The following is a 23,885-nucleotide window of genomic DNA, read 5'->3' as shown; positions in this document are numbered from 1 at the left end:
GCCGCCGGAGCCTCGCTTAGCCCAGAAGTTCCTGTTCGAGCTTCTTGGCCATTTCTTCGATATTTTCAGGCGGCCAGCCCGGTATATCCATGCCAAGGCGGAGGCCCATGCTGGACAGCACTTCCTTGATTTCGTTCAGGGACTTGCGGCCAAAGTTTGGTGTGCGCAGCATCTCCGCTTCGGTTTTCTGGACCAGATCGCCGATATAGATGATGTTGTCGTTCTTGAGGCAGTTTGCCGAGCGCACGCTGAGTTCCAGCTCGTCGACCTTCTTGAGAAGATACCGGTTGAGCTGGTTCGCATCGTCTTCCTGCGGGGTTGCGGCCTGGCCGATCATTGCTGATTGCGGCTGAGGCACGCCGTCTTCGAAATGGACGAACAATGTCAGCTGATCCTGAAGGATACGCGCGGCATAGGCCACCGCATCATCAGGCGTGACGGTACCGTCGGTTTCCACGGTCAGGCTCAGCTTGTCAAAGTCAAGTTCCTGACCAACCCGGGCCTTGTCGACTTTGTAGCTGACCTGACGGACAGGCGAGTAGAGCGAGTCCACCGGGATCAGACCGATTGGCGCGTCGGAAGGACGGTTTTGTACAGCTGGCACATAACCGCTGCCGACATCCGCTGTCAGTTCCATGTTGAAGGTCGCGCCCTCATCAAGGTGACAGATAACCAGATCCTTGTTCATCACTTCAATATCGCCAGAGACGGCAATATCACCGGCTTTCACTTCTGCCGGACCCGTCATGGAAAGCTGGAGGCGCTTGGGCCCTTCACCTTCCATTTTCAACGCGATTTGCTTCACGTTGAGGACGATATCGGTGACGTCTTCACGCACACCGGCCAGCGAGGAAAATTCGTGAAGGACATTCTCGATCTTGATCGAGGTAATTGCAGCACCCTGCAAGCTGGAGAGCAATACGCGGCGCAGCGCATTGCCGAGTGTCAGGCCAAAGCCGCGCTCGAGTGGTTCAGCAACGAAAGTGGCTTTACGACCCTTATCGCCGCTGTCCTTGATCTCCAAAGTGTTGGGTTTCTTAAGTTCCTGCCAGTTCTTCGTGTTGACGGACATGAAATTCCCCTAATTCGCTAAAAGCGTGTTCAGATGCGGGCTGGACCGGTTTGCTGGATGTCTGCACCCCAGCATCGCCGATCCGTAAAAGAACATGGCGGCCCCGCGCGGCACCCCCATGTGAAAGCGGATCAGACGCGGCGACGTTTCGATGGCCGGACCCCATTATGCGGGATCGGCGTAACGTCCCGGATCGAGGTGATGGTGAAACCCACAGCCGCGAGACCGCGCAGCGCGCTTTCCCGGCCCGATCCCGGACCCTTCACTTCAACCTCCAGTGTGCGGACACCGTGTTCGGCCGCCTTTTTGCCAGCATCATCTGCTGCGACCTGTGCGGCGTAGGGGGTCGATTTACGGCTCCCCTTGAACCCCATCGTACCCGCGCTGGACCAGCTGATCGCGTTGCCCTGTGCATCGGTAATGGTTATCATCGTGTTGTTAAAGCTGGCATTGATGTGTGCAACACCGCTCGAAATGTTCTTTTTGTCGCGTTTTTTAACCCGACCTGCTTCGCGTGCCATAGTTTCGGTTTCCTAACTCTATCGGAAGAATAAATACGCTGCTGCCTGCAATTAAGCGGCGGTGCTTACTTCTTCTTACCCGCGATTGGCTTCGCCTTACCCTTGCGGGTACGGGCATTGGTGTGCGTACGCTGACCGCGAACGGGCAGGCCATTACGATGACGAAGGCCGCGATAGGACCGCAGATCCATCAGCCGCTTGATGTTCATCGCGGTCTGGCGGCGCAGATCGCCCTCGACTGTATGCGCCTCGTCAATGACTTCGCGAATTGACAGAACCTCTGCGTCGGTGAGGTCCTGCACCCGGCGGGCGTGATCAAGGCCGAGCTGATCGGCGATTTGAACAGCCATAGTGCGGCCAATTCCGTGAATATAGGTGAGCGCGATAATAACGCGCTTGTTGGTGGGTAGGTTTACCCCGGCAATACGAGCCACTTACTTCTCCAATGCTCCACAAAAGCTCTGCACATATTCGCTTACCGAAACTGTGCGCCTTCATCTCATAGCGTTTACCCATTCTGGGCTGCGGATATGCTTAACGCAAAAAGTCCGGTTAGCGCACCCTATAGGGTAACCGCTTGCCGGACCTATCCGCAACTGCCGAATGAACCGCGCGATTAGTCGGATTCGCGGCGGTAGTCAACACCGCTTGGCAAGACGCGCGGCGCGGGCTGCACATGGCGGCGTATCATGCCCGTTTCAGAAACGCACAGAGCGGCAAGATCGGCCGCTCGCCCGGAGTGACGCCGTGCAGCAAATGTGAACCTTCCGTTCCAACACGCGCGCCAGCGCACATAGGCCCGTGCGCGTATCAGACCACGCCAAAGGCCAGCATGGCGTCGGCGACTTTTCGAAATCCGGCGATATTGGCGCCTTTGACATAATCCACGTTTCCGCTGTCATCCTCGCCATACTCAACGCATTTGTCATGAATGTCTTCCATAAGCTCGGTCAGCATATCGCCCAGCTTCTCCTGGTTCCAGCTAATCCGCTCTGCGTTCTGGCTCATTTCCAGGCCGGACACGGCAACACCGCCAGCATTGGCCGCCTTACCCGGACCATACATGATCTTGGCATCGTTGAAGACATGAATACCCTCCAGCGTTGTGGGCATGTTCGCTCCTTCAGAAACACCCTGAACACCGTTGGAAACCAGCGTTTTGGCCTCTTCTTCATTCAATTCGTTCTGCGTGGCGCAAGGCAGAGCCAGATCACAGGTCACCGCCCAGGGACGCTCGCCATCATGATAGGTCGCGCCCGAAAATTCATCCACATATTCGCTGATGCGCCCGCGTTTGACATTTTTGAGATGTTTGACCCACTCGATCTTGTCCTGATCGATACCGTCGGGATCGTGAACGAACCCGTCGGAATCAGACAGCGTCAGCACCTTGCCGCCCAGCTGGTTAAGCTTTTCCGCTGCATGCATCGCGACATTGCCCGAACCGGAGATAGCCGCAGTTTTACCTTCGACGTCCTCTCCTTTGTGCTTGAGCATATTCTGGAGAAAATAGACGGCACCATAACCGGTTGCCTCGGGCCGCATCTGCGATCCGCCATATTCGATGGCTTTACCCGTCAGCACGCCTTCCCAGCGCCCGGTGATCCGCTTGTACTGACCGAACATATAGCCGATTTCACGGCTGCCCACGCCGATATCGCCAGCGGGTACATCGATGTCCGGGCCGATATGGCGATAGAGTTCGGTCATAAAAGATTGGCAGAACCGCATCACTTCGCTGTCTGACTTACCGCGCGGATTAAAATTGGACCCGCCCTTGCCGCCGCCTATCGGAAGGCCGGTCAGCGAGTTTTTGAAAGTTTGCTCAAACGCCAGGAATTTGAGAACACTTTCGTTTACGCTGGGGTGGAAGCGGATGCCGCCCTTATACGGGCCGATCGCATTGTTATTCTGCACCCGCCAGCCGCGTTGAACGCGAATGTTGTGATTGTCATCCTCCCAGCAGACGCGAAACGATACGACGCGGTCAGGCTCTGCAATTCGGCGCAGAATCTGGGCGGCGTGATATTCCTCCTTATCGTCGATGAAGTCGTAAACATCCTGCGCAACCTCTTGGACTGCCTGGATAAATTCCGTCTGTCCTGCATTGCGCTTTTTCACGCCGGCCATGAATGTGTCGAGGTCCACGTGGTCCGAAACTGCCATTATCTATTCCTTCAAAAGAGAGCGGGCCTATGGCCCGGATTGCCCGCCGCCCCGGATCACTGGTCTTCCAGTTTAAAGTCACCAAATGCATCAACGAGCGAAGTCTTGCTGGTCGTTTCGGGAGCTTCGTCTGGCTGATCTTCAGATTGCTCCCCCGATCCCTCAGCGGCTGGCGCGGCGCGGACAGATGGCGCCGTACCGGCATCATCCGGCAGTTCGGCCCGCGCTGTGTCACCGGCAGAGCCGGCCGTCCCGAGCTGAGCAGACAGGCCTGACAATTGATCTGACATGACGGCATCAACCGCTTTGGCAATCGTCGCGGTATCAAACCGCATGTATCCAGCAACCGCATATTCAAACGTAATCCGCGTCCCGGCTTTTGCCCCTGAACCGGCTCCTGAACCGGCCCCTGAACCGGCCCCTGAACCGGTCCCAGCCTCTCCATCGGCTGGTGCCAGAGTAATGGTGAGGATAGCGTTGACCGGTTCGCTCTGAAGCGGCCCCAGGCTGCCGCGCATGCGCAATGCCCCGTCGGGAATGGAAAGCAGCACCGTCATATGCTCCACGCTGCCGGCCAGACCGATTTTTTGTGCGGTATCGTCAGCCGGAATGCGTTCACAAAAGCAGCCACCGGCCTGCGGGGTCAGCATCATATTGGCCGCATCACCCGAAAAGGTGTGGCTGGAATTCCACCATTTATCAGGCGCAATCAGCATCAGCCATGCCTCGCGCGGGGTCGCATCAACTACGGTGCTGTCGCGGGTAACGAATGCACTCGCCTGCGTTTCGATGACTTCCGCGCGTGCCGGGCCAGCACAGATCGCTGCCGCCAGGGCAGCCAGATAGACAGGTATATTTCGCATCACATTCTCCGTTAGAGCCCTATTCCAAGAATAGCTGCCTTTGGGAAGAGTGAAAGCGCCTAAGTCAAAATTGCGTCCAATGCAGCGGTGACGACATCGATACTGTCCATGCCATTGACCCGCGTTACGATACCGCGCGCCTCGTAGATTGGCAGGATAGGTGCGGTCTTACCGCGATATTCCTGCATCCGCTGACGCACGGTTTCTTCGTTGTCATCAGCGCGGCGTTTAAATTGTTCCGAACCACATTTGTCGCACACGCCCTCTTTCTCGGGCTGCTTGTGACGGTCATGATACCCCGCCCCGCAATTGGCGCAGGTATAGCGGCCAGTGATCCGGTCCACCAGAGCATCTTCATCGACACCCAGTTCGATCACATGATCAAGCGAGCGGCCATGCCGGGTCAGAATTGCGTCAAGCGAGACAGCCTGCGCTTCTGTACGCGGATATCCGTCAAAAATGGCGCCAGTCGTCTGCGGCATTGATCCCAGCTTCGCATCAATCATCGCCGACACGATCTCGTCGGACACGAGCTGGCCGGAATCCATCACATCAGCGACCTGGCGGCCAAGCTCGGTATTGGCCTTGCGTGTTTCGCGCAGCATATCGCCGGTTGAAAGCTGGACCATGCCATGCCGCGCTTCCAAGCTTCCTGCCTGCGTACCTTTACCCGCGCCCGGAGGCCCTAGAAGAATGATATTCACGCCAAAAAGCCCCTATTCCCAAATTATCCCAGCACGGCTGCGATGCCTTATCGCTTGCGGCCTTTCAACTTGGCCTTCTTGATGAGGTCACCATATTGGTGCGCCAGCAAATGTGACTGGACCTGGCTGATCGTGTCGACAGTAACGTTGACCACAATCAGCAGACTGGTTCCGCCAAGGAATAATGGAATGCCGGTTTGAGCAATCACATATTCAGGCAATACGCAGACGAATGTCAGATAAATTGCACCGACCACGGTGATGCGTGTCAGAACATAATCAAGGTAATCGGCAGTCCGGTTGCCCGGGCGAATGCCTGGAATGAAACCGCCATTTTTCTTCAAATTCTCCGCGGTTTCCTCCGGGTTGAACACCACCGCAGTGTAGAAGAAACAGAAAAAGATGATCCCGGCAGCATAGAGCGTCATATAAAGCGGCTGGCCATGCTGCAAATATTGCAGAACCGTTTGCAGGAACCCGCCTGTGCCGCTGCTGGAATCGAGCGAATTGCCGGCGAACTGCGTGATCGTCAGTGGCAGCAACAAGAGCGAACTGGCAAAGATTGGCGGGATGACGCCCGCTGTGTTCAGCTTGAGCGGCAGATGCGAACGATCCGCCTGCATCATACCTCTGGCATTGGCGCGCTTGGGATATTGGATAAGCAACCGGCGCTGCGCCCGTTCAACGAAACAGATCAGCAAAATCAGTACCACAACCATCACCAGAAAACCGATGATGATGCCGCTGGCAATCGACCCTTCCCGGCCGCCTTCAAACAGGTTGGTCGCAAATGTCGGGAACTGCGCGACGATGCCCGCCATAATGATCAGCGAAACGCCGTTACCAATACCGCGGGCAGTGATCTGTTCACCCAGCCACAGCAGGAACATCGTCCCCCCGACGAGGCTGATAACCGCGCCGACGCGGAACATATAGCCCGGATCAACCACGGCATTAATACCGCTCTGGGCGCCGAATGCTTCCAAACCAGCGGCCAGAAACCAGCCCTGGATCGCGCATAGGAACACCGTGCCGTAGCGGGTAAATTGGTTAAGTTTTTGCCGACCGGTCTGGCCCTCTTTCTTAAGAGCTGCCAATGTCGGGTGAAGAGAGGATGCAAGCTGCACCACAATCGATGCTGTAATATACGGCATCACGCCGAGCGCGATGAGGCTCATCCGTTCCAAGCTGCCGCCAGTGAAGGCATTCAACAGATCGGTGACCCCGCCCGATGTCAGCTCAGCCAGATCGGCCAGCGCCTTAGGATTGACCCCGGGTAGCGGAATGAAGCTCAAAAAGCGGAATACAATCAGCACGCCAATCGTGAACCAGATCCGGCTTTTTAACTCGGTCGCTTTGGAGAAGTTGGCGAAGCTAAGATTGCTTGCAATATTATCGGCGCGTGATGCCATAGCAGACTATCGATCCCGTCATTTCGCCGGACGCCAATATTGTCCTGTCCAGCCTCAAGGATGGTACATAGGGAGCACGGCTCGATATGTCGAACCCCCGCCCCCTATTTAACCGGATTATTTGGCTTTGTTGGCCGCCTGTTTCTTGGCGAGAGCCTCGGCAGCTTCGGCTTTTTCAGCTTTTGCGCGTTCGAAACCTTTGCCCTTGGGCGCCTTGTCGCCCTGTCCGCCATCATGCCTTGGCGCAGGAAGGATTTCGACCGAACCGCCAGCTTTCTCGACCGCTTCGAGCGCGCCTTTGGACGCGCCATTGACGATAAACTTCGCCTTAGTGGTCAGTGCGCCCTTGCCCAGCAGACGGACACCGTCTTTGCCGCCCTTGGCAAGACCCGCAGCCTTCAGGGCAGCGTGATCAATATCGTTCTTCGCGTCCAGTTTCTTGGCATCGATGAATTTCTGAACCATGCCCAGATTAACTTCAGCAAAGTCCTTGCCAAACGGATTGTTAAAACCGCGCTTCGGGATCCGCATATGGAGCGGCATCTGGCCGCCCTCAAAACCCTTGACTGCAACACCGGAGCGGGATTTTTGACCCTTTTGGCCGCGTGCTGCTGTCTTGCCTTTGCCAGAACCGATACCGCGACCAACGCGTATCCGGCTCTTACGGGCCCCGGCATTATCTTTAAGTTCGTTCAGTTTCATGATGGTGCACTCGCTTTCGCTTGCAAGTCCCCGCCTCGGGCAAAACCGGCAGCAGGGAATTCGCGCTGTAATGTGGAAGGGCCCGGTACTTGTCCCGGCGCCCGGTTCAATTAAAATATCAGTCTATGATCGCTACCATATGCGGCAGCTTTGCAATTGCGCCGCGAACTTCATGCGTATCCTGCAGCTCGACAACCTTATGCATCTTGTTGAGCCCCAGACCGATCAGCGTTTTACGCTGTTTATCGGGGCGGCGGATCGGCGAACCAATCTGTTTGATCTTAATGGTTTTGGTATCGGCCATCTCGCTTACTCCGCTACAGCTGCAGCATCGGCCTGAGCCTCTGCGTCGCTTGCGCCACCTCGGCCAAGAAGGTCTGCAACCTTCTTACCACGGCGCTGTGCAACGGACTTCGGAGAGGTCTGGTTGGACAGCGCATCAAAAGTGGCGCGGATCATGTTATACGGGTTCGATGTGCCGTTGGACTTGGTCACAACATCAGCAACGCCCAGGCTTTCAAACACCGCTCGCATTGGGCCACCGGCAATGATACCAGTACCAGGAGGTGCTGTACGAACAACCACCTTACCAGCGCCGAAACGGCCCTTCACATCATGGTGCAGCGTACGGCCTTCCTTCAACGGCACGCGGATCATCTTCTTCTTGGCGGCGGCGGTTGCTTTCGTGATGGCTTCGGGCACTTCGCGCGCCTTGCCTTTACCGAAACCGACGCGGCCCGAACCGTCGCCAACCACAACCAGTGCCGCAAAACCGAACCGCTTACCGCCTTTAACGGTTTTGGAGACGCGGTTGATATGCACCAGCTTTTCAGCGATGCCGTCATCAGGCTCGTCACGGCCACCGCGCCGATTGTCGCGTCCGCCGCGGCCTTTGCCGCCATCACGTCCACCACCACGGTTATTGCCGCCGCGTCCGCCGCGACCGCCGCGTGCGGCAGGGTCGCTGCCCGAAGGAGCTTGTGCGGTCGGCGCAGGAGGCGCGTCTGCAGTGGGTGTTGCGACGTCCGCTGCCGGAGCAGCATCTTCAGCTTTCGGCGTTTCTGCCGCGCCCGTATCTGCGGTTGCTGCGCCTTCCGCAGCTGCTGTTTCGTCACCGTTCGGCGCTTGGGTAGCGCCTTCGGTGTGCGGAGTGTTTTTCTCGTCAGCCATCATCAGAACTCCAGCCCGCCTTCGCGGGCGGCATCGGCCAGCGCTTTCACGCGGCCATGAAAAAGGAACCCGCCGCGATCGAACACGACAGTGGTCACGCCAGCCTTCTTGGCAGCAGCTGCGATATCTTTGCCAACCGTTTCGGCAGCACCGATATTCGCACCCGAAGCCTTGGCACCGAGAGTGGAAGCGGCTGCAACGGTGCGGCCATCCTTGTCATCAATGATCTGGGCGTAGATGTGACGGCCAGTGCGGTGCACTGACAAACGAGGGCGGTCACCGGAACGGCTGCGTAAAGCTGTGCGAACGCGGCGGCGGCGGCGCTCAAAGAGAGATAGTTTGGCCATCTTACTTCTTCTTCCCTTCCTTGCGGAAGACGTATTCGCCCTGGTACTTGATACCTTTGCCCTTGTAAGGCTCCGGCTTGCGCCAACGGCGGATTTCGGCAGCGAGCTGGCCCACGGCCTGCTTGTCGATACCGCTAATAATTACAGTCGTCTGGTCAGGACATGTGACATCAAGACCAGCGGGCACATCAATATCGACATCGTGACTGAAGCCGAGCTGCAATTTGAGCTTTTGACCCTGCGCTGACGCACGGTAGCCTACCCCGGAAATTTCCAGCGTCTTGGTGAAACCGTCGGTAACGCCGACCACCAAATTGGACACCAATGTCCGCTGCATACCCCAGAAATCACGCGCGCGGCGCGATTTATTAGCCGGCATCACAGCGATTTCATTGTCTTCGATTGTGTAGTCAATATCGTCTGCCAGACCCATTGAGAGCGTACCCTTGGGGCCTTTCACGCTGAGCGTGCCATCCTCTATCGCGGCGCTAACACCGCCCGGAATGGCCACGGCTTTCTTACCAATGCGGCTCATCAGAAGACCTCCGCAAGCACTTCGCCGCCGACATTCTCAGCGCGCGCTTCGGCATCCGAGAGCACGCCCTTGGGGGTCGAGACGATGGTGATGCCCAGGCCGTTGCGTACAATCGGCAGATCTTGCGAACCCGAATAGACGCGGCGGCCAGGCTTGGAAACACGGGCGACGTGCTTAATCGCAGCTTCGCCCTCGAAATATTTCAATTCAATCCGCAGCGCAGGGTGCTTGCCTGTTTCATCAGGCGTATATCCGCGAATATATCCTTCACGCTGAAGAACTTCGAGAACATTGGCGCGCAGTTTGGACGCAGGCGACAGGACCGAGTCCATTTTCGCTTGCTGCCCGTTACGGATGCGGGTGAGCATATCACCCAGTGGATCGGTCATAGCCATCGGTCAGATCCTTACCAGCTTGACTTCGTCACGCCCGGAATCATGCCGCGATTGGCAAGATTACGGAGTTCGATGCGGTTGAGGCCAAACTTGCGATAATATCCGCGCGGACGACCCGTCGTCGCGCAGCGATTACGGACCCGTGTCGGGTTGCCGTTACGCGGTATTTCAGCCATTTTCAGGCGCGCCATCAAACGCTCACCTTCGTCGAGCGATGTGTCATCAGCAATCGCCTTGAGCGCAGCATATTTTGCTGCATACTTTTTGACGAGCTTTTTACGACGCTCATTTTTGTTAACGGAACTCAGTTTCGCCATGGACTTAAGCTCTCTTCTTTCGAGAATTCATAATCTGCAAACGGCTCACGCCGCTGCCTTTTCGTCTTCCTGTTTTTCAACAGGAAACGGGAAGCCGAACAAACGAAGCAGCTCGCGCGCTTCATCGTCGGTTTTCGCCGTTGTCGTCACAATGATGTCCATTCCGCGAACCACGTCGATTTTATCATACGAGATTTCGGGAAAGACGATCTGTTCCTTCAGACCCATTGCGTAATTGCCGCGCCCGTCAAATGATTTGGGGTTCAGGCCGCGAAAGTCACGGATACGGGGCATTGCGACCGTCACCAGGCGGTCAAGGAATTCAAACATGCGTTCACGGCGCAAAGTCACTTTGCAACCGATTGGCATGCCCTCGCGCAGCTTGAACTGCGCAATGGATTTCTTGGCTTTCGTAATAACCGGTTTCTGCCCGGCGATCAGCGCCATTTCTTCAGCAGCGGTCGTTACTTTCTTCTTGTCCTGACTGGCTTCACCAACACCCATATTGAGCGTGATTTTTTCCAGCTGAGGGACTTGAAGGCGGTTTGTATAGCCAAACTTCTCAGTCATCGCCTTGACAATTTGATCGTCAAAACGTTTTTTCATGCGGGGTGTGTAATCGGCCATCGCCGTGTCCTTAACCATCGATCATCTCTCCGGACTTTACCGCAACGCGCACCTTCTTGCCGTCCTTGTCTTCGAAGCGGACCCGGGTCGGTTTGCCATCCTTGGGATCAGCCACAGCCACTTTGCAAAGATGCATGGGTGCTTCGAAACGATCGATGCCGCCTTGCGGGTTTTCCTGACTTGGCTTGCGGTGACGGGCAGCGATGTTCATCCCTTCGACAATGACCTTGCCATCTTTTGGCATGACCTTCTGGACAGTGCCGGTACGGCCCTTATCCTTGCCTGAAAGCACGACGACGCTATCGCCTTTTTTAATTTTTGCGGCAGCCATTATAGCACCTCCGGGGCGAGCGAGATGATCTTCATGAAACCGCGCCCGCGCAATTCGCGGACCACAGGGCCAAAGATACGGGTGCCAATTGGCTCTTCGCTTTTATTCACCAGCACCGCAGCATTCCCGTCAAAACGGATCACACTGCCATCTGCACGGCGCACATCCTTGCGGGTGCGGACGATAACAGCACGGTGAACATCACCCTTTTTGACTTTGGCGCGCGGCTGCGCCTCTTTGATCGAAACGACGATCACGTCGCCAACGCTGGCAGTACGGCGCTTCGATCCGCCCAGCACTTTAATGCACTGGACGCGCTTGGCACCGCTATTGTCTGCCACGTCTAGATTTGACTGCATCTGAATCATGGATTCAGTTCCTTCTTATCCGGCTTGCAAGAACCCGTCTTGCAGTTCCAAAACTCTGTCCCCGCACCAGCGGGGGACTTAATTCGTTACGTAATGCTGCCAGCAGCAGCTTCAACTTCCAGATCGGCCTCTACAGCCTGCCCCTTGCTTGCGTGAACCGTGTCAATCACCCGCCAAGTTTTGGTCTTGGAGATTGGCTTGGTTTCCTCAATCCGAACGGTGTCACCCATCTTGAAAGCATTATCCTCGTCATGCGCGTGATATTTCTTCGAACGGCGAATGATCTTTCCGTAGAGCGGATGCTTCACCTTACGCTCGACCTTCACGGTCACTGACTTGTTCATTTTGTCGGACGTTACGGTCCCGACCAGAATACGTTTCGGCATAATGTGCTCCTTACGCCCCGACTTTGGCCGATTGGGCGGCTGCAGAACGTTCGCTCTGCAGCGTTTTGATCTGGGCAATCGCGCGGCGGACCTCTTTGATCCGTGCCGGACGCTCAAGCTGGTTGGTCGCAGCCTGAAAGCGCAGGTTAAACTGTTCTTTCTTCAAATCCGTCAGATCAGAATTAAGCTGATCGTCGGTTTTGGTGCGGAGATCTTCAATCTTGCTCATGATCAACCCTCCAAATGCGATGTGTCACCCAGACGGGCAACGACTTTGGTTTTGATGGGCAGCTTCATGGCGGCGCGCTCAAAAGCGGCAGCAGCCAACGGGCCTGACACACCGTCAAGTTCGAACAGAATGCGGCCCGGCTTGACCCGTGCTGCCCAATATTCGACCGAACCCTTACCTTTACCCTGACGGACTTCGGCGGGTTTCTTGGAAACCGGCAAATCGGGGAACACCCGAATCCACAGACGGCCCTGCCGGCGCATGTGACGCGTGATTGCACGGCGGGCCGCTTCGATCTGGCGCGCGGTAATACGCTCCGGCTCCAGAGCCTTGAGGCCGTAGGACCCGAAATTCAAAGCCGTGCCGCCTTTGGCATCGCCCTTGATCCGGCCCTTAAAGGCTTTGCGGAATTTATGTTTTTTCGGTTGCAGCATGGTGCTTACTCTCGAATTCTATCAGCGGGCAGGACGGACGCCGGAAGTTTGCGCTTCCATCATCAGCCTGTCTTGTGCAGTTGGATCCTGGCCCAGGATTTCGCCTTTGAAGACCCAAACCTTGATACCGATAATACCATAAGCCGTCAGTGCTTCGGCTTCGGCGTAATCGATGTTTGCGCGCAGCGTGTGTAACGGCACACGGCCTTCGCGATATTGTTCAACGCGGGCGATCTCGGCACCGCCCAGACGGCCGCCGCAAACAATCTTGATACCTTCTGCGCCCAGACGCATGGCAGACTGCATCGCGCGCTTCATAGCGCGGCGGAATGCGATACGGCGGATCAGCTGATCGGCAATACCTTGCGCAACAAGCTTCGCGTCCACTTCGGGCTTCCGAATTTCCACGATGTTCAGCTTGACCTCGCTTTCGGTCATCTTGGCCAGCTGGCTCCGCAGCTTTTCGATATCTGCGCCCTTTTTACCGATGATAACACCGGGGCGAGCTGCGTAAATCGACACACGGCACAATTTCGCCGGACGCTCAATAACAACCTTGGAAATCGCAGCCTGAGGCACGGTATCCATGATAAATTTGCGGATTTGAATGTCTTCCTTGAGCAGCTGTGCGTAATTACGCCCTTCAGCGTACCAGCGGCTGTCCCAGGTGCGGTTAATCTGCAGACGCAGGCCGATTGGATTACTTTTCTGACCCATGACTTACGCCTCCTCTTCTTCGTGCTCGCGCACTACGATCCGCAGCCGGCTAAATGGCTTCAGAATGCGTGTGCTCTTACCGCGGCCACGGGTGTGGAAACGCTTCATCGTGATGGCTTTACCCACACTGGCTTCCGCAACGATCAGCGCGTCGACATCGAGATTATGGTTGTTTTCCGCATTGGCAATGGCAGATGCCAGGACTTTGGTCGTGTCCTTGGCCATTTGCTTGCGCGAGAATGCCAGGATGTTGAGAGCATCCTCAACCTTCTTGCCGCGAATGAGCGCCGCAACCAGGTTCAGCTTCTGCGCCGAACCACGGATGGTGGTGCCCACAGCCAATGCCTCATTATCACCAACGCGGCGGGGAGTTTTTGCCTTGCCCATCAGCGTTTACCCTTCTTGTCGGAAGCGTGACCGGGGAATGTGCGGGTTGGTGCAAATTCGCCGAGCTTATGGCCGACCATGTCCTCATTCACGGACACGGGAATAAACTTATGACCATTATAGACGTTGAACGTCAGGCCGACGAATTGCGGCAAGACAGTGGAACGGCGCGACCAGGTCTTGATCGGCTTGTTCGCGCTGTTTTCTTGCGCAGCTTCTGCCTTTTTCAGCAGGTGGAGGTCAACGAACGGACCTTTCCAGACGGAGCGAGCCATCTTGCGTTACCTCTTCTTCTTGGCGTGACGCGAACGGATGATCATTTTATCCGTCTGCTTGTTCTTGCGGGTGCGCGCACCCTTGGTTGGCTTACCCCAAGGTGTAACCGGATGACGGCCACCCGAAGTCCGGCCCTCACCACCACCGTGCGGGTGGTCGACAGGGTTTTTCGCCACACCGCGTGTCAAAGGCTTAACACCCATCCAGCGGCGGCGCCCGGCCTTGCCCAGATTCTGGTTCTGGTTGTCGGGGTTTGACACCGCACCAACCGTGCCCATGCAATCGCCACGAAGGTAGCGTTGCTCGCCAGAGTTAAGGCGCACGATAACCATGCCCCGATCACGCCCGACCAGCTGGACATAGGTACCAGCAGACCGTGCGATCTGGCCGCCCTTGCCAGGCTTCATTTCCACATTGTGGCAGATGGTACCAACCGGCATCTGACCCAGAAGCATGGCGTTGCCAGGCTTCGTGTCAGTTTTCTGGCCAGCGACAACCGTGTCACCCACTGCCAGCCGCTGCGGGCAGATGATATAGACCTGCTCGCCATCTTCATATTTCAGAAGCGCGATAAACGCCGTCCGGTTAGGATCATATTCGATCCGTTCGACAGTTGCAGGCGCATCCCACTTGCGGCGCTTAAAGTCGATAAAGCGATATTTCTGCTTATGTCCGCCGCCAATGCCACGTGAAGTGACATGGCCTTTATTGTTCCGGCCACCAGTTTTGCGCTTACCTTCTGTGAGCGACTTGACCGGCTTGCCCTTATACAGGCCGGACTTGTCAACAAGGATAAGGCCGCGGCGCGCGGGGCTTGTTGGTTTGTAATTCTTGAGTGCCATCTATCCTGCCCTCAGATTCCGCCGGTAACATCGATCGGGGGTTGACCCTCGACCAATGTAACGATCGCTTTTTTGAAATCCGAACGCTTGTAAGGGCGACCCTTCCAGCGTTTGGTTTTGCCCTTTTGGACGATGGTGTTCACGCTCTTCACTTTCGTGTCGAACAATGCCTCTACAGCCTCTTTGATCTGCGGCTTGGTTGCCGCATTCGCCACTTTGAAGACCACTGCGTCATTTTCTGAAAGCAGTGTCGATTTCTCGGTGATATGAGGTGAGAGCACCACATCGTAATGACGGGCATCGATTTCTTGCTTTTTAGCCATTATTTACCGCCTCCCGCGAGGGCGAAACGCGCCTCCAGCTTTTCGACAGCATCCTTGGTCAGGATCAGGGTGTCGTGTTTCAGGATGTCATAAACATTGGCGCCAGCAGCCGGCATCACATTGACACCCGGCAGGTTGGCCGCGGCATTGCGAAAGCCATCATTCACAGCGTCACCGTCAATAACCAGCACCTTGCCTGTCAGACCCGCCTTGCCGAGATGCCCCATCAGGGATTTCGTCTTGGCGTCTTTCAATTCCAGGTTATCGACCACGACCAGACCATCCTTGGCCCTGCTGGACAGAGCCATTTTCAGACCTAATGCGCGCAATTTCTTGTTGAGCGACTGGCTAAAATCACGCTTGCGCGCGCCGTGCGCCTTACCGCCGCCGATAAAGATCGGGGCGCTGCGGGCACCGTGACGGGCAACACCGCCACCCTTTTGCTTGCCATGCTTGGCACCCGTACGCGCAACGTCGGAACGCTCACGCGTGGGACGCGCGGTGCCGCGGCGGTTTTCAAGCTGCCACGTAACGACGCGGTGCAGGATGTCAGCGCGCGGCTCGATCCCGAATACATCGTCATTAAGCTCGAGATCGCCAGACGCACCGGACACTTTGCCGCCGTCAATTTTCTGGACCTTCACCTTCACGGTTCAGCCCTCCTTACCGGTTTCGCTGACGGCTTCAGCAGCCCCAGCTTCGTTGGTGTCTACTGCCGGCGCCTCTTCCCCAGCTGCTGACTGAGCCTCGGGCTTTGGAGCATTCTTCTCAATCACAGCGCCCGGGAAAGGTACGCCTTCGGGAAGAGCAAGCTTCACGGCATCGCGCACAACAAGCCATGCGTTCTTGTGGCCAGGGACGGAACCCTTGACGAACAGGAGGCCGCGCGTCGCATCCGTGCGTACGATTTCGAGATTTTGCTGGGTCCGCTGGCGATCACCCATGTGACCGGCCATCTTCTTGCCCTTGAACACCCGGCCCGGATCCTGACGGTTACCGGTCGAACCGTGCGAACGGTGGGACAGCGAAACACCGTGCGTCGCCCGAAGACCACCGAAACCCCAACGCTTCATCGCACCGGCAAAACCCTTACCTTGCGTATGGCCGGTGATATCCACCTTCTGGCCCGCAATGAAGTGGTCTGCAGAAATGGTTGCACCAACAGGAAGCAAGCCTTCGTCATTATCAAGACGAAACTCGGCAACCTTTTGCTTCAACGGAACTTCAGCTTTCGCGAAGTGCTCACGCTGAGGCTTGGCAACGTTTTTCTGTTTGGCAACACCCGACCCCACTTGAAGCGCGGAATATCCATCCCGGCCAGCGGTGCGGTGCGAAACGACTTGGCAATCTTCAAGCGCCAGAACGGTCACGGGAACGTGCCGTCCGTCTTCCTGAAACAGGCGGGTCATCCCAACCTTCTTTGCGATCACGCCAGTGCGCATCGTCAAAACTCCTAACACAGAGGCACCTAAGGCCCATCCCCAGGTGCGTGACGGGTACCCATCAAAGTAATACTTTGGTGAGACCCGACCAGCCCGTTTTGTGATGCGTAGCCCCGTCCGGGCTGAGTGCGCCCCCAATTGCTTGGGATTGCGAGACGGGGAACGCAGACCCGGATATTTATCCGGCGGTATTCCTGAGTCTTCGCTTTAGAATTAACTAAAGCCGAGAAAATTAAGCGAGCTTAATTTCCACGTTAACGCCAGCAGCAAGATCGAGCTTCATCAGCGCGTCCACAGTTTGCGCGTTAGGCTGCACGATATCGAGCAACCGCTTGTAAGTGCGTACCTCGAACTGCTCGCGCGACTTCTTATCGATGTGCGGGCCGCGGTTCACGGTAAACTTCTCAATTCTCGTCGGCATCGGAATGGGGCCACGAATGAGCGCGCCGGTGCGGCGAGCAGTCTCTGCGATTTCGCCAGTCGCCTGGTCAAGTACGCGGTGATCAAACGCCTTGAGGCGAATGCGGATATTCTGGGCTTCCATGTCCAACTACCAATGAGAAAGAGCAAACAACAAAAATCAGCGACCTGCCCTCTCCCGTCTCCGAAGGAGAGCATGGCAACTGATCAAAACTTTTCCGAATATTGAGACGAATCTCGTTCGTTGAGCGGTCCTATATGGGGAACGCCGCAACCTTGCAACCCCTGTAACGTCAATTGCGCTTACTTTTGCCGGCCCCATCAGAAAACAAAACGCCCGGCAAGCCGTCAGGCCGCCGGGCGTCTTTTTAGTTTGTTACGTCTTACGCCTTAATCGAGCCAACAACGCCGGAGCCAACAGTGCGGCCGCCTTCGCGGATCGCAAAGCGAAGGCCCGGATCCATAGCGATAGGTGCGATCAGCTTAACGTCGATCGTAACGTTATCGCCTGGCATCACCATCTCTGTACCTTCAGGAAGGATCACTTCGCCGGTTACGTCAGTTGTACGGAAGTAGAACTGCGGACGATAGTTTGCAAAGAAAGGCGTATGACGGCCGCCCTCGTCCTTGGAAAGGACATAAACCTCGGCCGAAAATTCCGTGTGCGGCTTCACGGAACCCGGCTTTGCCAGAACCTGACCGCGCTCAACATCTTCACGGCCAATACCGCGAACCAGCGCGCCGACATTGTCGCCCGCTTCACCGCGATCAAGCAGCTTGCGGAACATTTCAACACCGGTCACCGTTGTCTTGCCAGTGTCCTTGATGCCGACGATTTCAACTTCGTCGCCCACATTCACAACGCCCGTTTCAATACGGCCGGTCACGACAGTGCCGCGTCCAGAGATCGAGAACACGTCTTCGATCGGCATCAGGAAGTCTTTATCAACCGGACGGTCTGGCTGGGGGATGTGTTCATCAACGGCTTCCATCAATGCAACGATTGATTCCTTGCCGATATTGTCGTCACGGCCTTCAAGCGCAGCCAGGGCCGACCCCTTGACGATCGCAATATTATCGCCGTCAAAATCATAAGCCGACAGAAGCTCGCGAATTTCCATTTCAACCAGTTCGAGGATTTCCTCGTCGTCAACCTGGTCAACCTTGTTCATGTAAACAACCAGAGCCGGAACACCAACCTGACGCGCAAGCAGAATGTGCTCGCGGGTTTGCGGCATTGGGCCGTCAGCGGCGTTCACCACCAGAATAGCGCCGTCCATCTGGGCAGCACCAGTGATCATGTTTTTCACATAGTCAGCGTGACCTGGGCAGTCGACATGCGCGTAGTGACGAGCTGCAGTCTCATATTCAACGTGAGCGGTCGAAATCGTGATACCACGCTCGCGCTCTTCAGGTGCCTTGTCGATGTTCGCGAAATCAACAGCTGCACCGCCGTGCACTTCCGCCATCACTTTCGTGATCGCCGCAGTCAACGTCGTTTTACCGTGGTCAACGTGACCGATGGTGCCGATGTTGCAGTGCGGCTTGTTCCGCTCGAATTTTTCCTTCGCCATTTTCAATAACCTTTGTGGTCTAACTTAAAACAAATACGGGATATGTGCGGCACCCGTTGAATCAGGCGCCGCCACTAGACGTTCGCTCGCGCTTAGGCAAGTTTCTCTTTCACTTCGAGAGCAACACTCGCCGGAACTTCCTCATAATGAGAGAATTGCATCGAGTAATTTGCCCGGCCCTGGCTGAACGAACGCAGCTCATTCACGTAACCGAACATGTTTGCCAGCGGCACAAATGCTTCGACAGCTTGCGCGTTGCCCCGGGTATCGGTGCCCTGAATTTGGCCCCGGCGGGAATTGAGATCGCCGATCACGTCACCAAGATATTCCTCAGGCGTGATGACTTCAACTTTCATCACCGGCTCGAGCAGCTTGATACCGCCGCGCTCGCCAGCTTCACGCATGGCACCGCGCCCACAGATTTCGAACGCGACGGTCGAACTATCGACGTCGTGATACGCGCCATCGGTCACGTGGATGGTGAAATCGATAATCGGGAAGCCGATGAGGTAGCCGCTTTCAGCCTGCTCGCGAATACCCTTCTCAAGCGAAGGAATATATTCCTTCGGAATATTACCGCCTTTGATGCTGTCTTCGAACACGATGCCCTGACCGCGCTCACCAGGGGTAAAGGTCGCTTTCGCACGGGCGAATTGGCCGGTACCACCAGACTGTTTCTTGTGCGTGTAATCAACCTCGATTTCACGTCCCAGCGATTCGCGATACGCCACTTGCGGCGCGCCGACATTGGCCTCAACTTTAAATTCGCGCTTCATCCGGTCGACCAGAATATCAAGATGGAGCTCGCCCATGCCCTTGATAATCGTCTGGCCCGATTCGTGGTCGGTCGACACACGGAAGGATGGATCTTCGGCGGCCAGACGGTTGAGCGCAACGCCCATCTTTTCCTGGTCGGCCTTCGTTTTCGGCTCGACCGAAAGCTCGATCACCGGATCGGGAAACTCCATCCGCTCAAGAATGATCGGCTTGGCCGGATCACACAGCGTATCGCCAGTGGTAGTGGCCTTCATACCGGCAAGCGCGACAATATCACCTGCGAATGCCTCTTCAATATCCTTGCGGTCATTGGAGTGCATTTCGAGAATACGGCCGATCTTCTCTTTCTTGTCCTTCACCGAGTTCAGAACGGCGCCCTTCTCCAGCTTGCCGGAGTAAATACGCGTGAAAGTCAGCGAGCCCACGAACGGATCGTTCATGACCTTGAAAGCCAATGCGGAGAAAGGCTCTTCATCGCTGGATTTGCGTGAATCCTCTTGCTCGCTGTCGGGCAGAACGCCCTTGATCGCAGGAACGTCGAGCGGGCTCGGCATGTAATCGACAACCGCGTCGAGCAGGGGCTGAACGCCCTTGTTCTTGAACGCAGAGCCGCACAGGACCGGCACAAAGCTCTGATTCAGCGTACCCTTGCGGATCAAAGACTTCAGCGTTGCCGCGTCAGGCTCGTTACCTTCAAGATACTGCTCCATCACGTCATCATCTTGCTCAACCGCCAGCTCGATCAACTTTTCGCGGTACTCGGCCGCTTCATCGGCCATGTCAGCCGGGATCTCACCATATTCATATTCCGCGCCCAGATCTTCGTTCTTCCACGTGATCGAACGCTGATTGACCAGGTCGACCAGACCGACCAGGCTGGATTCAATCCCGATCGGCAAATACAAAACGGCCGGTACCGAACCCAGACGATCAATAATCGATTGGACACAGTATTTAAAATCGGCGCCGGTGCGGTCCAATTTATTAATAAAGCACATCCGCGGGACTTTATATTTGTCCGCTTGACGCCATACGGTTTCGGATTGCGGCTCTACGCCCGCGACGCCGTCAAAACAGGCAACCGCGCCGTCGAGCACGCGCAAGGAGCGTTCCACTTCAATCGTGAAGTCAACATGGCCCGGCGTATCGATGATGTTGATCCGGTGTTCTGGACCGTTCCGATCATCGGCATTCCAGAAACAGGTGGTCGCCGCAGAGGTGATGGTGATCCCGCGTTCCTGCTCCTGCTCCATCCAGTCCATCGTCGCCGCGCCATCATGCACTTCGCCGATTTTGTAGGATTTACCGGTATAATAAAGGATCCGCTCTGTAGTCGTGGTCTTACCGGCGTCGATATGCGCCATAATACCGATATTGCGGTACCTGTCTAAGGGATGGCTGCGTGCCATGTTCAATTCCTCGGTTTGCTGGACGGATGCGCGATTAACGCCTGCCGCCCGATATAGTTGCAAATGTGACCGATTAAAGACATGCCCGGCTTACGCCCTGCACACCCCAACCCGCCAATGCGCTGCGCCAATTTACCAGCGATAATGCGAGAAGGCACGGTTGGCATCGGCCATCCGGTGCGTATCTTCACGCTTTTTCACCGCATTTCCGCGATTGTTGGACGCATCCATCAATTCACCCGACAGACGCGCTGCCATAGTGGTTTCCGGGCGGCCGCGCGCAGCACCGATCAGCCAGCGGATTGCCAGCGCCTGGGCACGCTCGGGGCGAACTTCAACCGGCACCTGATAGGTGGCACCGCCAACCCGGCGGCTGCGCACTTCGACCTGCGGCTTGATATTGTTCAGCGCATCATGGAACATCTGGATCGGATCGGACTTGGCCTTCTCCTGAACCGTGTCGAGCGCACCGTAAACGATACGTTCTGCTGTGGATTTCTTACCGTCGAGCATGAGGTTGTTCATGAATTTCGACAGGACCAGATCCTTGAATTTGGGATCGGGCAGGATGACCCGCTTTTCGGGACGACGACGACGTGACATATGTTTGTCTCCAAAATTCTATTCGTCTCCCCGGACGTGATCCGGGGCCCCGCTTACCTCTGGCTTGCGCTACAGTAAGTGAGCGGGATCCCGGATCAAGTCCGGGATGACGGGGAAGCCTAATTATTTCGGACGCTTGGCGCCGTATTTGGAACGGCTCTGCTTGCGGTCCTTGACCCCTTGCGTATCCAAAACGCCGCGCAGGACGTGGTAACGCACACCGGGAAGATCGCGCACACGGCCGCCGCGGATCAGCACAACACTGTGTTCCTGCAGGTTGTGGCCTTCGCCGGGGATGTAGGAGATGACTTCACGCTGGTTGGTCAGGCGAACCTTGGCAACCTTACGAAGCGCGGAGTTCGGCTTCTTCGGTGTCGTCGTATAAACACGTGTACAAACGCCGCGCTTCTGCGGGTTTGCTTCCATCGCAGGAACCTTGGACTTGGCCTTCTGCGGAACGCGGCCCTTGCGGACCAACTGGTTAATTGTCGGCATGAAGTACTCTTCACCTTGATTTTCCAAAATGGCGGGATTGCCATTTTGGGTCACCTCATCCGGGCGGAAAGGTCTGCAACCTTTCCTGACGAGGTTCCGCTCTCGATCACCACCGTTTGAGAGAGTGACGATCAAAGGAACTTTTGGGATCAGATGATGCGTTTGAAAACCCGCGCTCACTACGTCATCCCGGACCTGATCCGGGACCCCGCCAGAAAAAACACCGCGTAGCGGCATTAGTAGCGCGAGCTGAAAACACTCCACCTGAAACCGTCCGGCTCCGGGTTACTTTGACGGCCGCCCCGCATTCCTTTCACCGTCATCCCGGACGTGATCCGGGACCCCGCTTCATCAGGAACCCAATAGAAAAGAGCCCATTCGATCACTCGAAAGGCTCCCGAGGCTAAACCGGCAATGTTCAGCTCTATTTGACCGAAGCAAGCGGCTGACGAGTCAGATGCGTGTTTCGGTTGGCGGGCCATTAGGGGGTTGTTGGGTTTGGGTCAAGGGGTGTGGAACATAACCGTTAAAGCAAACGCCCCCTTATCTCATCTGCTGCACCTCTCAATGTGCTGATATCGTGACTCCGAAGCTCCATTAATGCCCGGCCAAGGAAGTTACGCCCTCTTCCGTTACACTCTCCCCAAAAAGTGTCATTCCAAGTATTACCTTCTATGAGATACTTGCCACTTGTTTGCTGCAATTTGTCAAAAAAACTAGGATCAGCATATTTCTGAATCAGCAAATCAATCATGATCGGTACTTTAACTAAATCCCAATCCACTCTCACATGACCAAGCCTCCGAAGATGATTGGCCACCCTCTTAGAGTTCCCAGGCGACAATGACGGTTGACTAAATGTATGGGGAAGACTCTCTCTGGTTATACTATCGCTACCACCTTCAAGCTTTCTATTAATAAATTCAATGTCTTGATCGGTTACTTTTGACCAAATAGTTGAAAAAAACTTCATGGATTGATAGGCATGCTCTACAGATTTGAAATTTTCTTGATTTAGCGTAACATCAACTTCAGCAAAGTTTGAAAGCGGTGTTTTCTGAAACCGTCTAATTATGCCATCTGGCTCAAGTTCATCTAAAATTCTATCAGTCGGATTGCGGATCACATCAACGTATATATTGCCAATGACTTTTTCGGCGAAGGAATTTGATGAACCAAGGTATCTGCGTTTCGTGCATTCCTCCATCTTCCTCAGTTCAATGATCTCTTTTAAGTCTGTTTTTGGTCGTATAAACCTAGAAATAGGCAGAACATTAACAGATGCTATATAAGACACTTCGCTAGCGATGAGTGGACGATCTGGATTTGCCCGGTCAATATCGCTTCTAACTACATCCGCTTCAGCAATGCCGACCTTCAATAACTCCGGGCCAGCCATTGCTAAACTATCTACCGCCGCCTGAATGGTTCTACCGGTTGACGAGTTGTCATCTACGACTAGCAAACTTTTTGAAGTAAGTTGCTGTTGGTGATGACTAACCCACCGCCTGAGCGCGCTCTCAAGATTAAACTGTCCATCAAATTCAATTTTTGCTGAATGAAAAGAAACAGGAAATAATAACACATCCGGCTTATTCCCAGCTAAGATATTTTGACCCAATTTATGAGCGAATGCGAGCTCAGTCGAGCCAGCCGGAAGACCTACTATAACATCAGTCTTTGAACGGTCGAAGGCTGAGTAATACGCAACACTACTCGCGATAACCAAAGGATGCGTGGCCTCAGGCCTAGTTATGTGACGCGACGAAAAAACGCCACCTTTATAACTTTCTAATATGAAATCCTGAGCTTTATAAAATTTTTCTATATTTCGTAAGGCCGAATTATAATTTTCATAAATAGATATACTATCTCGGCATAAAAACGCATAAAATAAACAAACACAGTTAGACGTAAAATCTACTATACCTTTTCTAGTTGATTGGTAAGATCTGTTATCAAACCTGTATTTTCCAATTTTTTCTTCCTGTAAAAAACTATTCAACATCGTAACTGCTGAGTTTTTTACATAGTCTAGAAC

The 23,885-nt window shown here is 55.2% G+C and carries 33 protein-coding genes; all 33 read right to left on the bottom strand.

The genetic code is table 11. The annotated features are described in order from the left end of the window. Positions 1–16: 16 nt before the first annotated feature. Positions 17–1,072 carry a DNA-directed RNA polymerase subunit alpha gene (locus WA922_RS11700; protein WP_424771887.1) on the bottom strand — a complete coding sequence of 352 codons (1,056 nt, stop codon included), beginning with the start codon at positions 1,070–1,072 and terminating at the stop codon, positions 17–19. A gap of 131 nt (positions 1,073–1,203) precedes the next feature. Further along, positions 1,204–1,593, bottom strand: a complete 390-nt coding sequence (gene rpsK, locus WA922_RS11695; RefSeq protein WP_424771886.1) for a 30S ribosomal protein S11 — start codon at positions 1,591–1,593, stop codon at positions 1,204–1,206. A gap of 65 nt (positions 1,594–1,658) precedes the next feature. After that, positions 1,659–2,027 carry a 30S ribosomal protein S13 gene (rpsM, locus tag WA922_RS11690; protein WP_424771885.1) on the bottom strand — a complete coding sequence of 123 codons (369 nt, stop codon included), beginning with the start codon at positions 2,025–2,027 and terminating at the stop codon, positions 1,659–1,661. A gap of 376 nt (positions 2,028–2,403) precedes the next feature. Then, a complete protein-coding gene (gene gdhA, locus WA922_RS11685; RefSeq protein WP_424771884.1) occupies positions 2,404–3,759 on the bottom strand; it encodes an NADP-specific glutamate dehydrogenase in 1,356 nt (451 codons plus the stop codon). 56 nt (positions 3,760–3,815) lie between these two features. Beyond that, positions 3,816–4,622 (bottom strand): SRPBCC family protein, encoded by an 807-nt coding sequence (locus tag WA922_RS11680; protein ID WP_424771883.1) that lies wholly within the window; start codon positions 4,620–4,622, stop codon positions 3,816–3,818. Positions 4,623–4,681: 59 nt separating this feature from the next. Beyond that, a complete protein-coding gene (locus WA922_RS11675) occupies positions 4,682–5,326 on the bottom strand; it encodes an adenylate kinase (protein WP_424771882.1) in 645 nt (214 codons plus the stop codon). A 47-nt stretch (positions 5,327–5,373) separates the two neighbouring features. Further along, positions 5,374–6,738, bottom strand: a complete 1,365-nt coding sequence (secY, locus tag WA922_RS11670) for a preprotein translocase subunit SecY (RefSeq protein WP_424771881.1) — start codon at positions 6,736–6,738, stop codon at positions 5,374–5,376. 117 nt (positions 6,739–6,855) lie between these two features. Further along, positions 6,856–7,440: a 50S ribosomal protein L15 gene (gene rplO / locus WA922_RS11665; protein WP_424771880.1), complete on the bottom strand. Its 585-nt coding sequence runs from the start codon at positions 7,438–7,440 to the stop codon at positions 6,856–6,858. Between the two features lie 118 nt (positions 7,441–7,558). Continuing rightward, a complete protein-coding gene (gene rpmD, locus WA922_RS11660) occupies positions 7,559–7,744 on the bottom strand; it encodes a 50S ribosomal protein L30 (protein ID WP_424771879.1) in 186 nt (61 codons plus the stop codon). A gap of 5 nt (positions 7,745–7,749) precedes the next feature. Beyond that, positions 7,750–8,613, bottom strand: coding sequence for a 30S ribosomal protein S5 (gene rpsE / locus WA922_RS11655; RefSeq protein ID WP_424771878.1), 864 nt, complete (start codon positions 8,611–8,613; stop codon positions 7,750–7,752). Next, positions 8,613–8,957: a 50S ribosomal protein L18 gene (gene rplR, locus WA922_RS11650; protein WP_424771877.1), complete on the bottom strand. Its 345-nt coding sequence runs from the start codon at positions 8,955–8,957 to the stop codon at positions 8,613–8,615. Before rplR ends, rpsE begins: the two co-directional genes overlap by 1 nt. 1 nt (position 8,958) lies before the next feature. Next, a complete protein-coding gene (gene rplF, locus WA922_RS11645; protein WP_424771876.1) occupies positions 8,959–9,492 on the bottom strand; it encodes a 50S ribosomal protein L6 in 534 nt (177 codons plus the stop codon). Beyond that, positions 9,492–9,887 carry a 30S ribosomal protein S8 gene (gene rpsH / locus WA922_RS11640; RefSeq protein WP_424771875.1) on the bottom strand — a complete coding sequence of 132 codons (396 nt, stop codon included), beginning with the start codon at positions 9,885–9,887 and terminating at the stop codon, positions 9,492–9,494. Before rpsH ends, rplF begins: the two co-directional genes overlap by 1 nt. Positions 9,888–9,898: 11 nt before the next feature. Next, entirely contained in the window at positions 9,899–10,204 is a 306-nt protein-coding gene (gene rpsN, locus WA922_RS11635) for a 30S ribosomal protein S14 (protein ID WP_424771874.1), read from the bottom strand. Positions 10,205–10,249: 45 nt separating this feature from the next. Further along, entirely contained in the window at positions 10,250–10,831 is a 582-nt protein-coding gene (gene rplE, locus WA922_RS11630) for a 50S ribosomal protein L5 (protein ID WP_424772039.1), read from the bottom strand. Between the two features lie 10 nt (positions 10,832–10,841). After that, complete coding sequence (rplX, locus tag WA922_RS11625; RefSeq protein WP_424771873.1) at positions 10,842–11,162, bottom strand: 50S ribosomal protein L24; 321 nt, start codon at positions 11,160–11,162, stop codon at positions 10,842–10,844. Then, a complete protein-coding gene (rplN, locus tag WA922_RS11620; RefSeq protein WP_424771872.1) occupies positions 11,162–11,530 on the bottom strand; it encodes a 50S ribosomal protein L14 in 369 nt (122 codons plus the stop codon). Before rplN ends, rplX begins: the two co-directional genes overlap by 1 nt. 86 nt (positions 11,531–11,616) lie before the next feature. Beyond that, positions 11,617–11,916 carry a 30S ribosomal protein S17 gene (gene rpsQ, locus WA922_RS11615; RefSeq protein WP_424771871.1) on the bottom strand — a complete coding sequence of 100 codons (300 nt, stop codon included), beginning with the start codon at positions 11,914–11,916 and terminating at the stop codon, positions 11,617–11,619. Between the two features lie 10 nt (positions 11,917–11,926). Then, positions 11,927–12,145 (bottom strand): 50S ribosomal protein L29, encoded by a 219-nt coding sequence (gene rpmC, locus WA922_RS11610; protein WP_424771870.1) that lies wholly within the window; start codon positions 12,143–12,145, stop codon positions 11,927–11,929. A gap of 2 nt (positions 12,146–12,147) precedes the next feature. Beyond that, the gene (gene rplP / locus WA922_RS11605; RefSeq protein ID WP_424771869.1) at positions 12,148–12,579 is read right to left on the bottom strand and encodes a 50S ribosomal protein L16; all 432 of its coding nucleotides are present in this window, start codon (positions 12,577–12,579) and stop codon (positions 12,148–12,150) included. Positions 12,580–12,600: 21 nt separating this feature from the next. Further along, positions 12,601–13,296, bottom strand: a complete 696-nt coding sequence (rpsC, locus tag WA922_RS11600) for a 30S ribosomal protein S3 (RefSeq protein ID WP_424771868.1) — start codon at positions 13,294–13,296, stop codon at positions 12,601–12,603. Between the two features lie 3 nt (positions 13,297–13,299). Then, complete coding sequence (rplV, locus tag WA922_RS11595; protein ID WP_424771867.1) at positions 13,300–13,683, bottom strand: 50S ribosomal protein L22; 384 nt, start codon at positions 13,681–13,683, stop codon at positions 13,300–13,302. Continuing rightward, a complete protein-coding gene (gene rpsS / locus WA922_RS11590; protein ID WP_424771866.1) occupies positions 13,683–13,958 on the bottom strand; it encodes a 30S ribosomal protein S19 in 276 nt (91 codons plus the stop codon). The genes rplV and rpsS overlap by 1 nt, the downstream gene beginning before the upstream one ends. 6 nt (positions 13,959–13,964) lie before the next feature. Continuing rightward, a complete protein-coding gene (gene rplB, locus WA922_RS11585) occupies positions 13,965–14,801 on the bottom strand; it encodes a 50S ribosomal protein L2 (RefSeq protein WP_424771865.1) in 837 nt (278 codons plus the stop codon). 11 nt (positions 14,802–14,812) lie between these two features. Continuing rightward, positions 14,813–15,124: a 50S ribosomal protein L23 gene (locus WA922_RS11580; protein ID WP_424771864.1), complete on the bottom strand. Its 312-nt coding sequence runs from the start codon at positions 15,122–15,124 to the stop codon at positions 14,813–14,815. Continuing rightward, positions 15,124–15,774 carry a 50S ribosomal protein L4 gene (gene rplD, locus WA922_RS11575; RefSeq protein ID WP_424771863.1) on the bottom strand — a complete coding sequence of 217 codons (651 nt, stop codon included), beginning with the start codon at positions 15,772–15,774 and terminating at the stop codon, positions 15,124–15,126. Before rplD ends, WA922_RS11580 begins: the two co-directional genes overlap by 1 nt. A 3-nt stretch (positions 15,775–15,777) precedes the next feature. Further along, positions 15,778–16,566: a 50S ribosomal protein L3 gene (rplC, locus tag WA922_RS11570; RefSeq protein ID WP_424771862.1), complete on the bottom strand. Its 789-nt coding sequence runs from the start codon at positions 16,564–16,566 to the stop codon at positions 15,778–15,780. A 232-nt stretch (positions 16,567–16,798) separates the two neighbouring features. After that, on the bottom strand, positions 16,799–17,110 hold the full coding sequence (gene rpsJ, locus WA922_RS11565; protein ID WP_061924928.1) for a 30S ribosomal protein S10: 312 nt from the start codon (positions 17,108–17,110) through the stop codon (positions 16,799–16,801). 259 nt (positions 17,111–17,369) lie between these two features. Next, positions 17,370–18,560, bottom strand: coding sequence for an elongation factor Tu (tuf, locus tag WA922_RS11560; protein ID WP_424771861.1), 1,191 nt, complete (start codon positions 18,558–18,560; stop codon positions 17,370–17,372). Positions 18,561–18,652: 92 nt separating this feature from the next. Continuing rightward, positions 18,653–20,746: an elongation factor G gene (gene fusA / locus WA922_RS11555; RefSeq protein ID WP_424771860.1), complete on the bottom strand. Its 2,094-nt coding sequence runs from the start codon at positions 20,744–20,746 to the stop codon at positions 18,653–18,655. A 132-nt stretch (positions 20,747–20,878) separates the two neighbouring features. Continuing rightward, on the bottom strand, positions 20,879–21,349 hold the full coding sequence (gene rpsG / locus WA922_RS11550) for a 30S ribosomal protein S7 (protein WP_424771859.1): 471 nt from the start codon (positions 21,347–21,349) through the stop codon (positions 20,879–20,881). A gap of 123 nt (positions 21,350–21,472) precedes the next feature. Continuing rightward, complete coding sequence (gene rpsL / locus WA922_RS11545) at positions 21,473–21,844, bottom strand: 30S ribosomal protein S12 (protein WP_115366484.1); 372 nt, start codon at positions 21,842–21,844, stop codon at positions 21,473–21,475. Between the two features lie 526 nt (positions 21,845–22,370). Further along, the coding region (locus WA922_RS11540) for an NADAR domain-containing protein (protein ID WP_424771858.1) at positions 22,371–23,885 on the bottom strand (1,515 nt) is incomplete at its 5' end.

The organism is Pontixanthobacter sp. (assembly GCF_049682855.1).
Taxonomy (GTDB): domain Bacteria; phylum Pseudomonadota; class Alphaproteobacteria; order Sphingomonadales; family Sphingomonadaceae; genus Pontixanthobacter.
The sequence above is the reverse complement of the archived record's forward strand: the minus strand, read 5'-3'. Positions and strand labels throughout refer to the sequence as shown.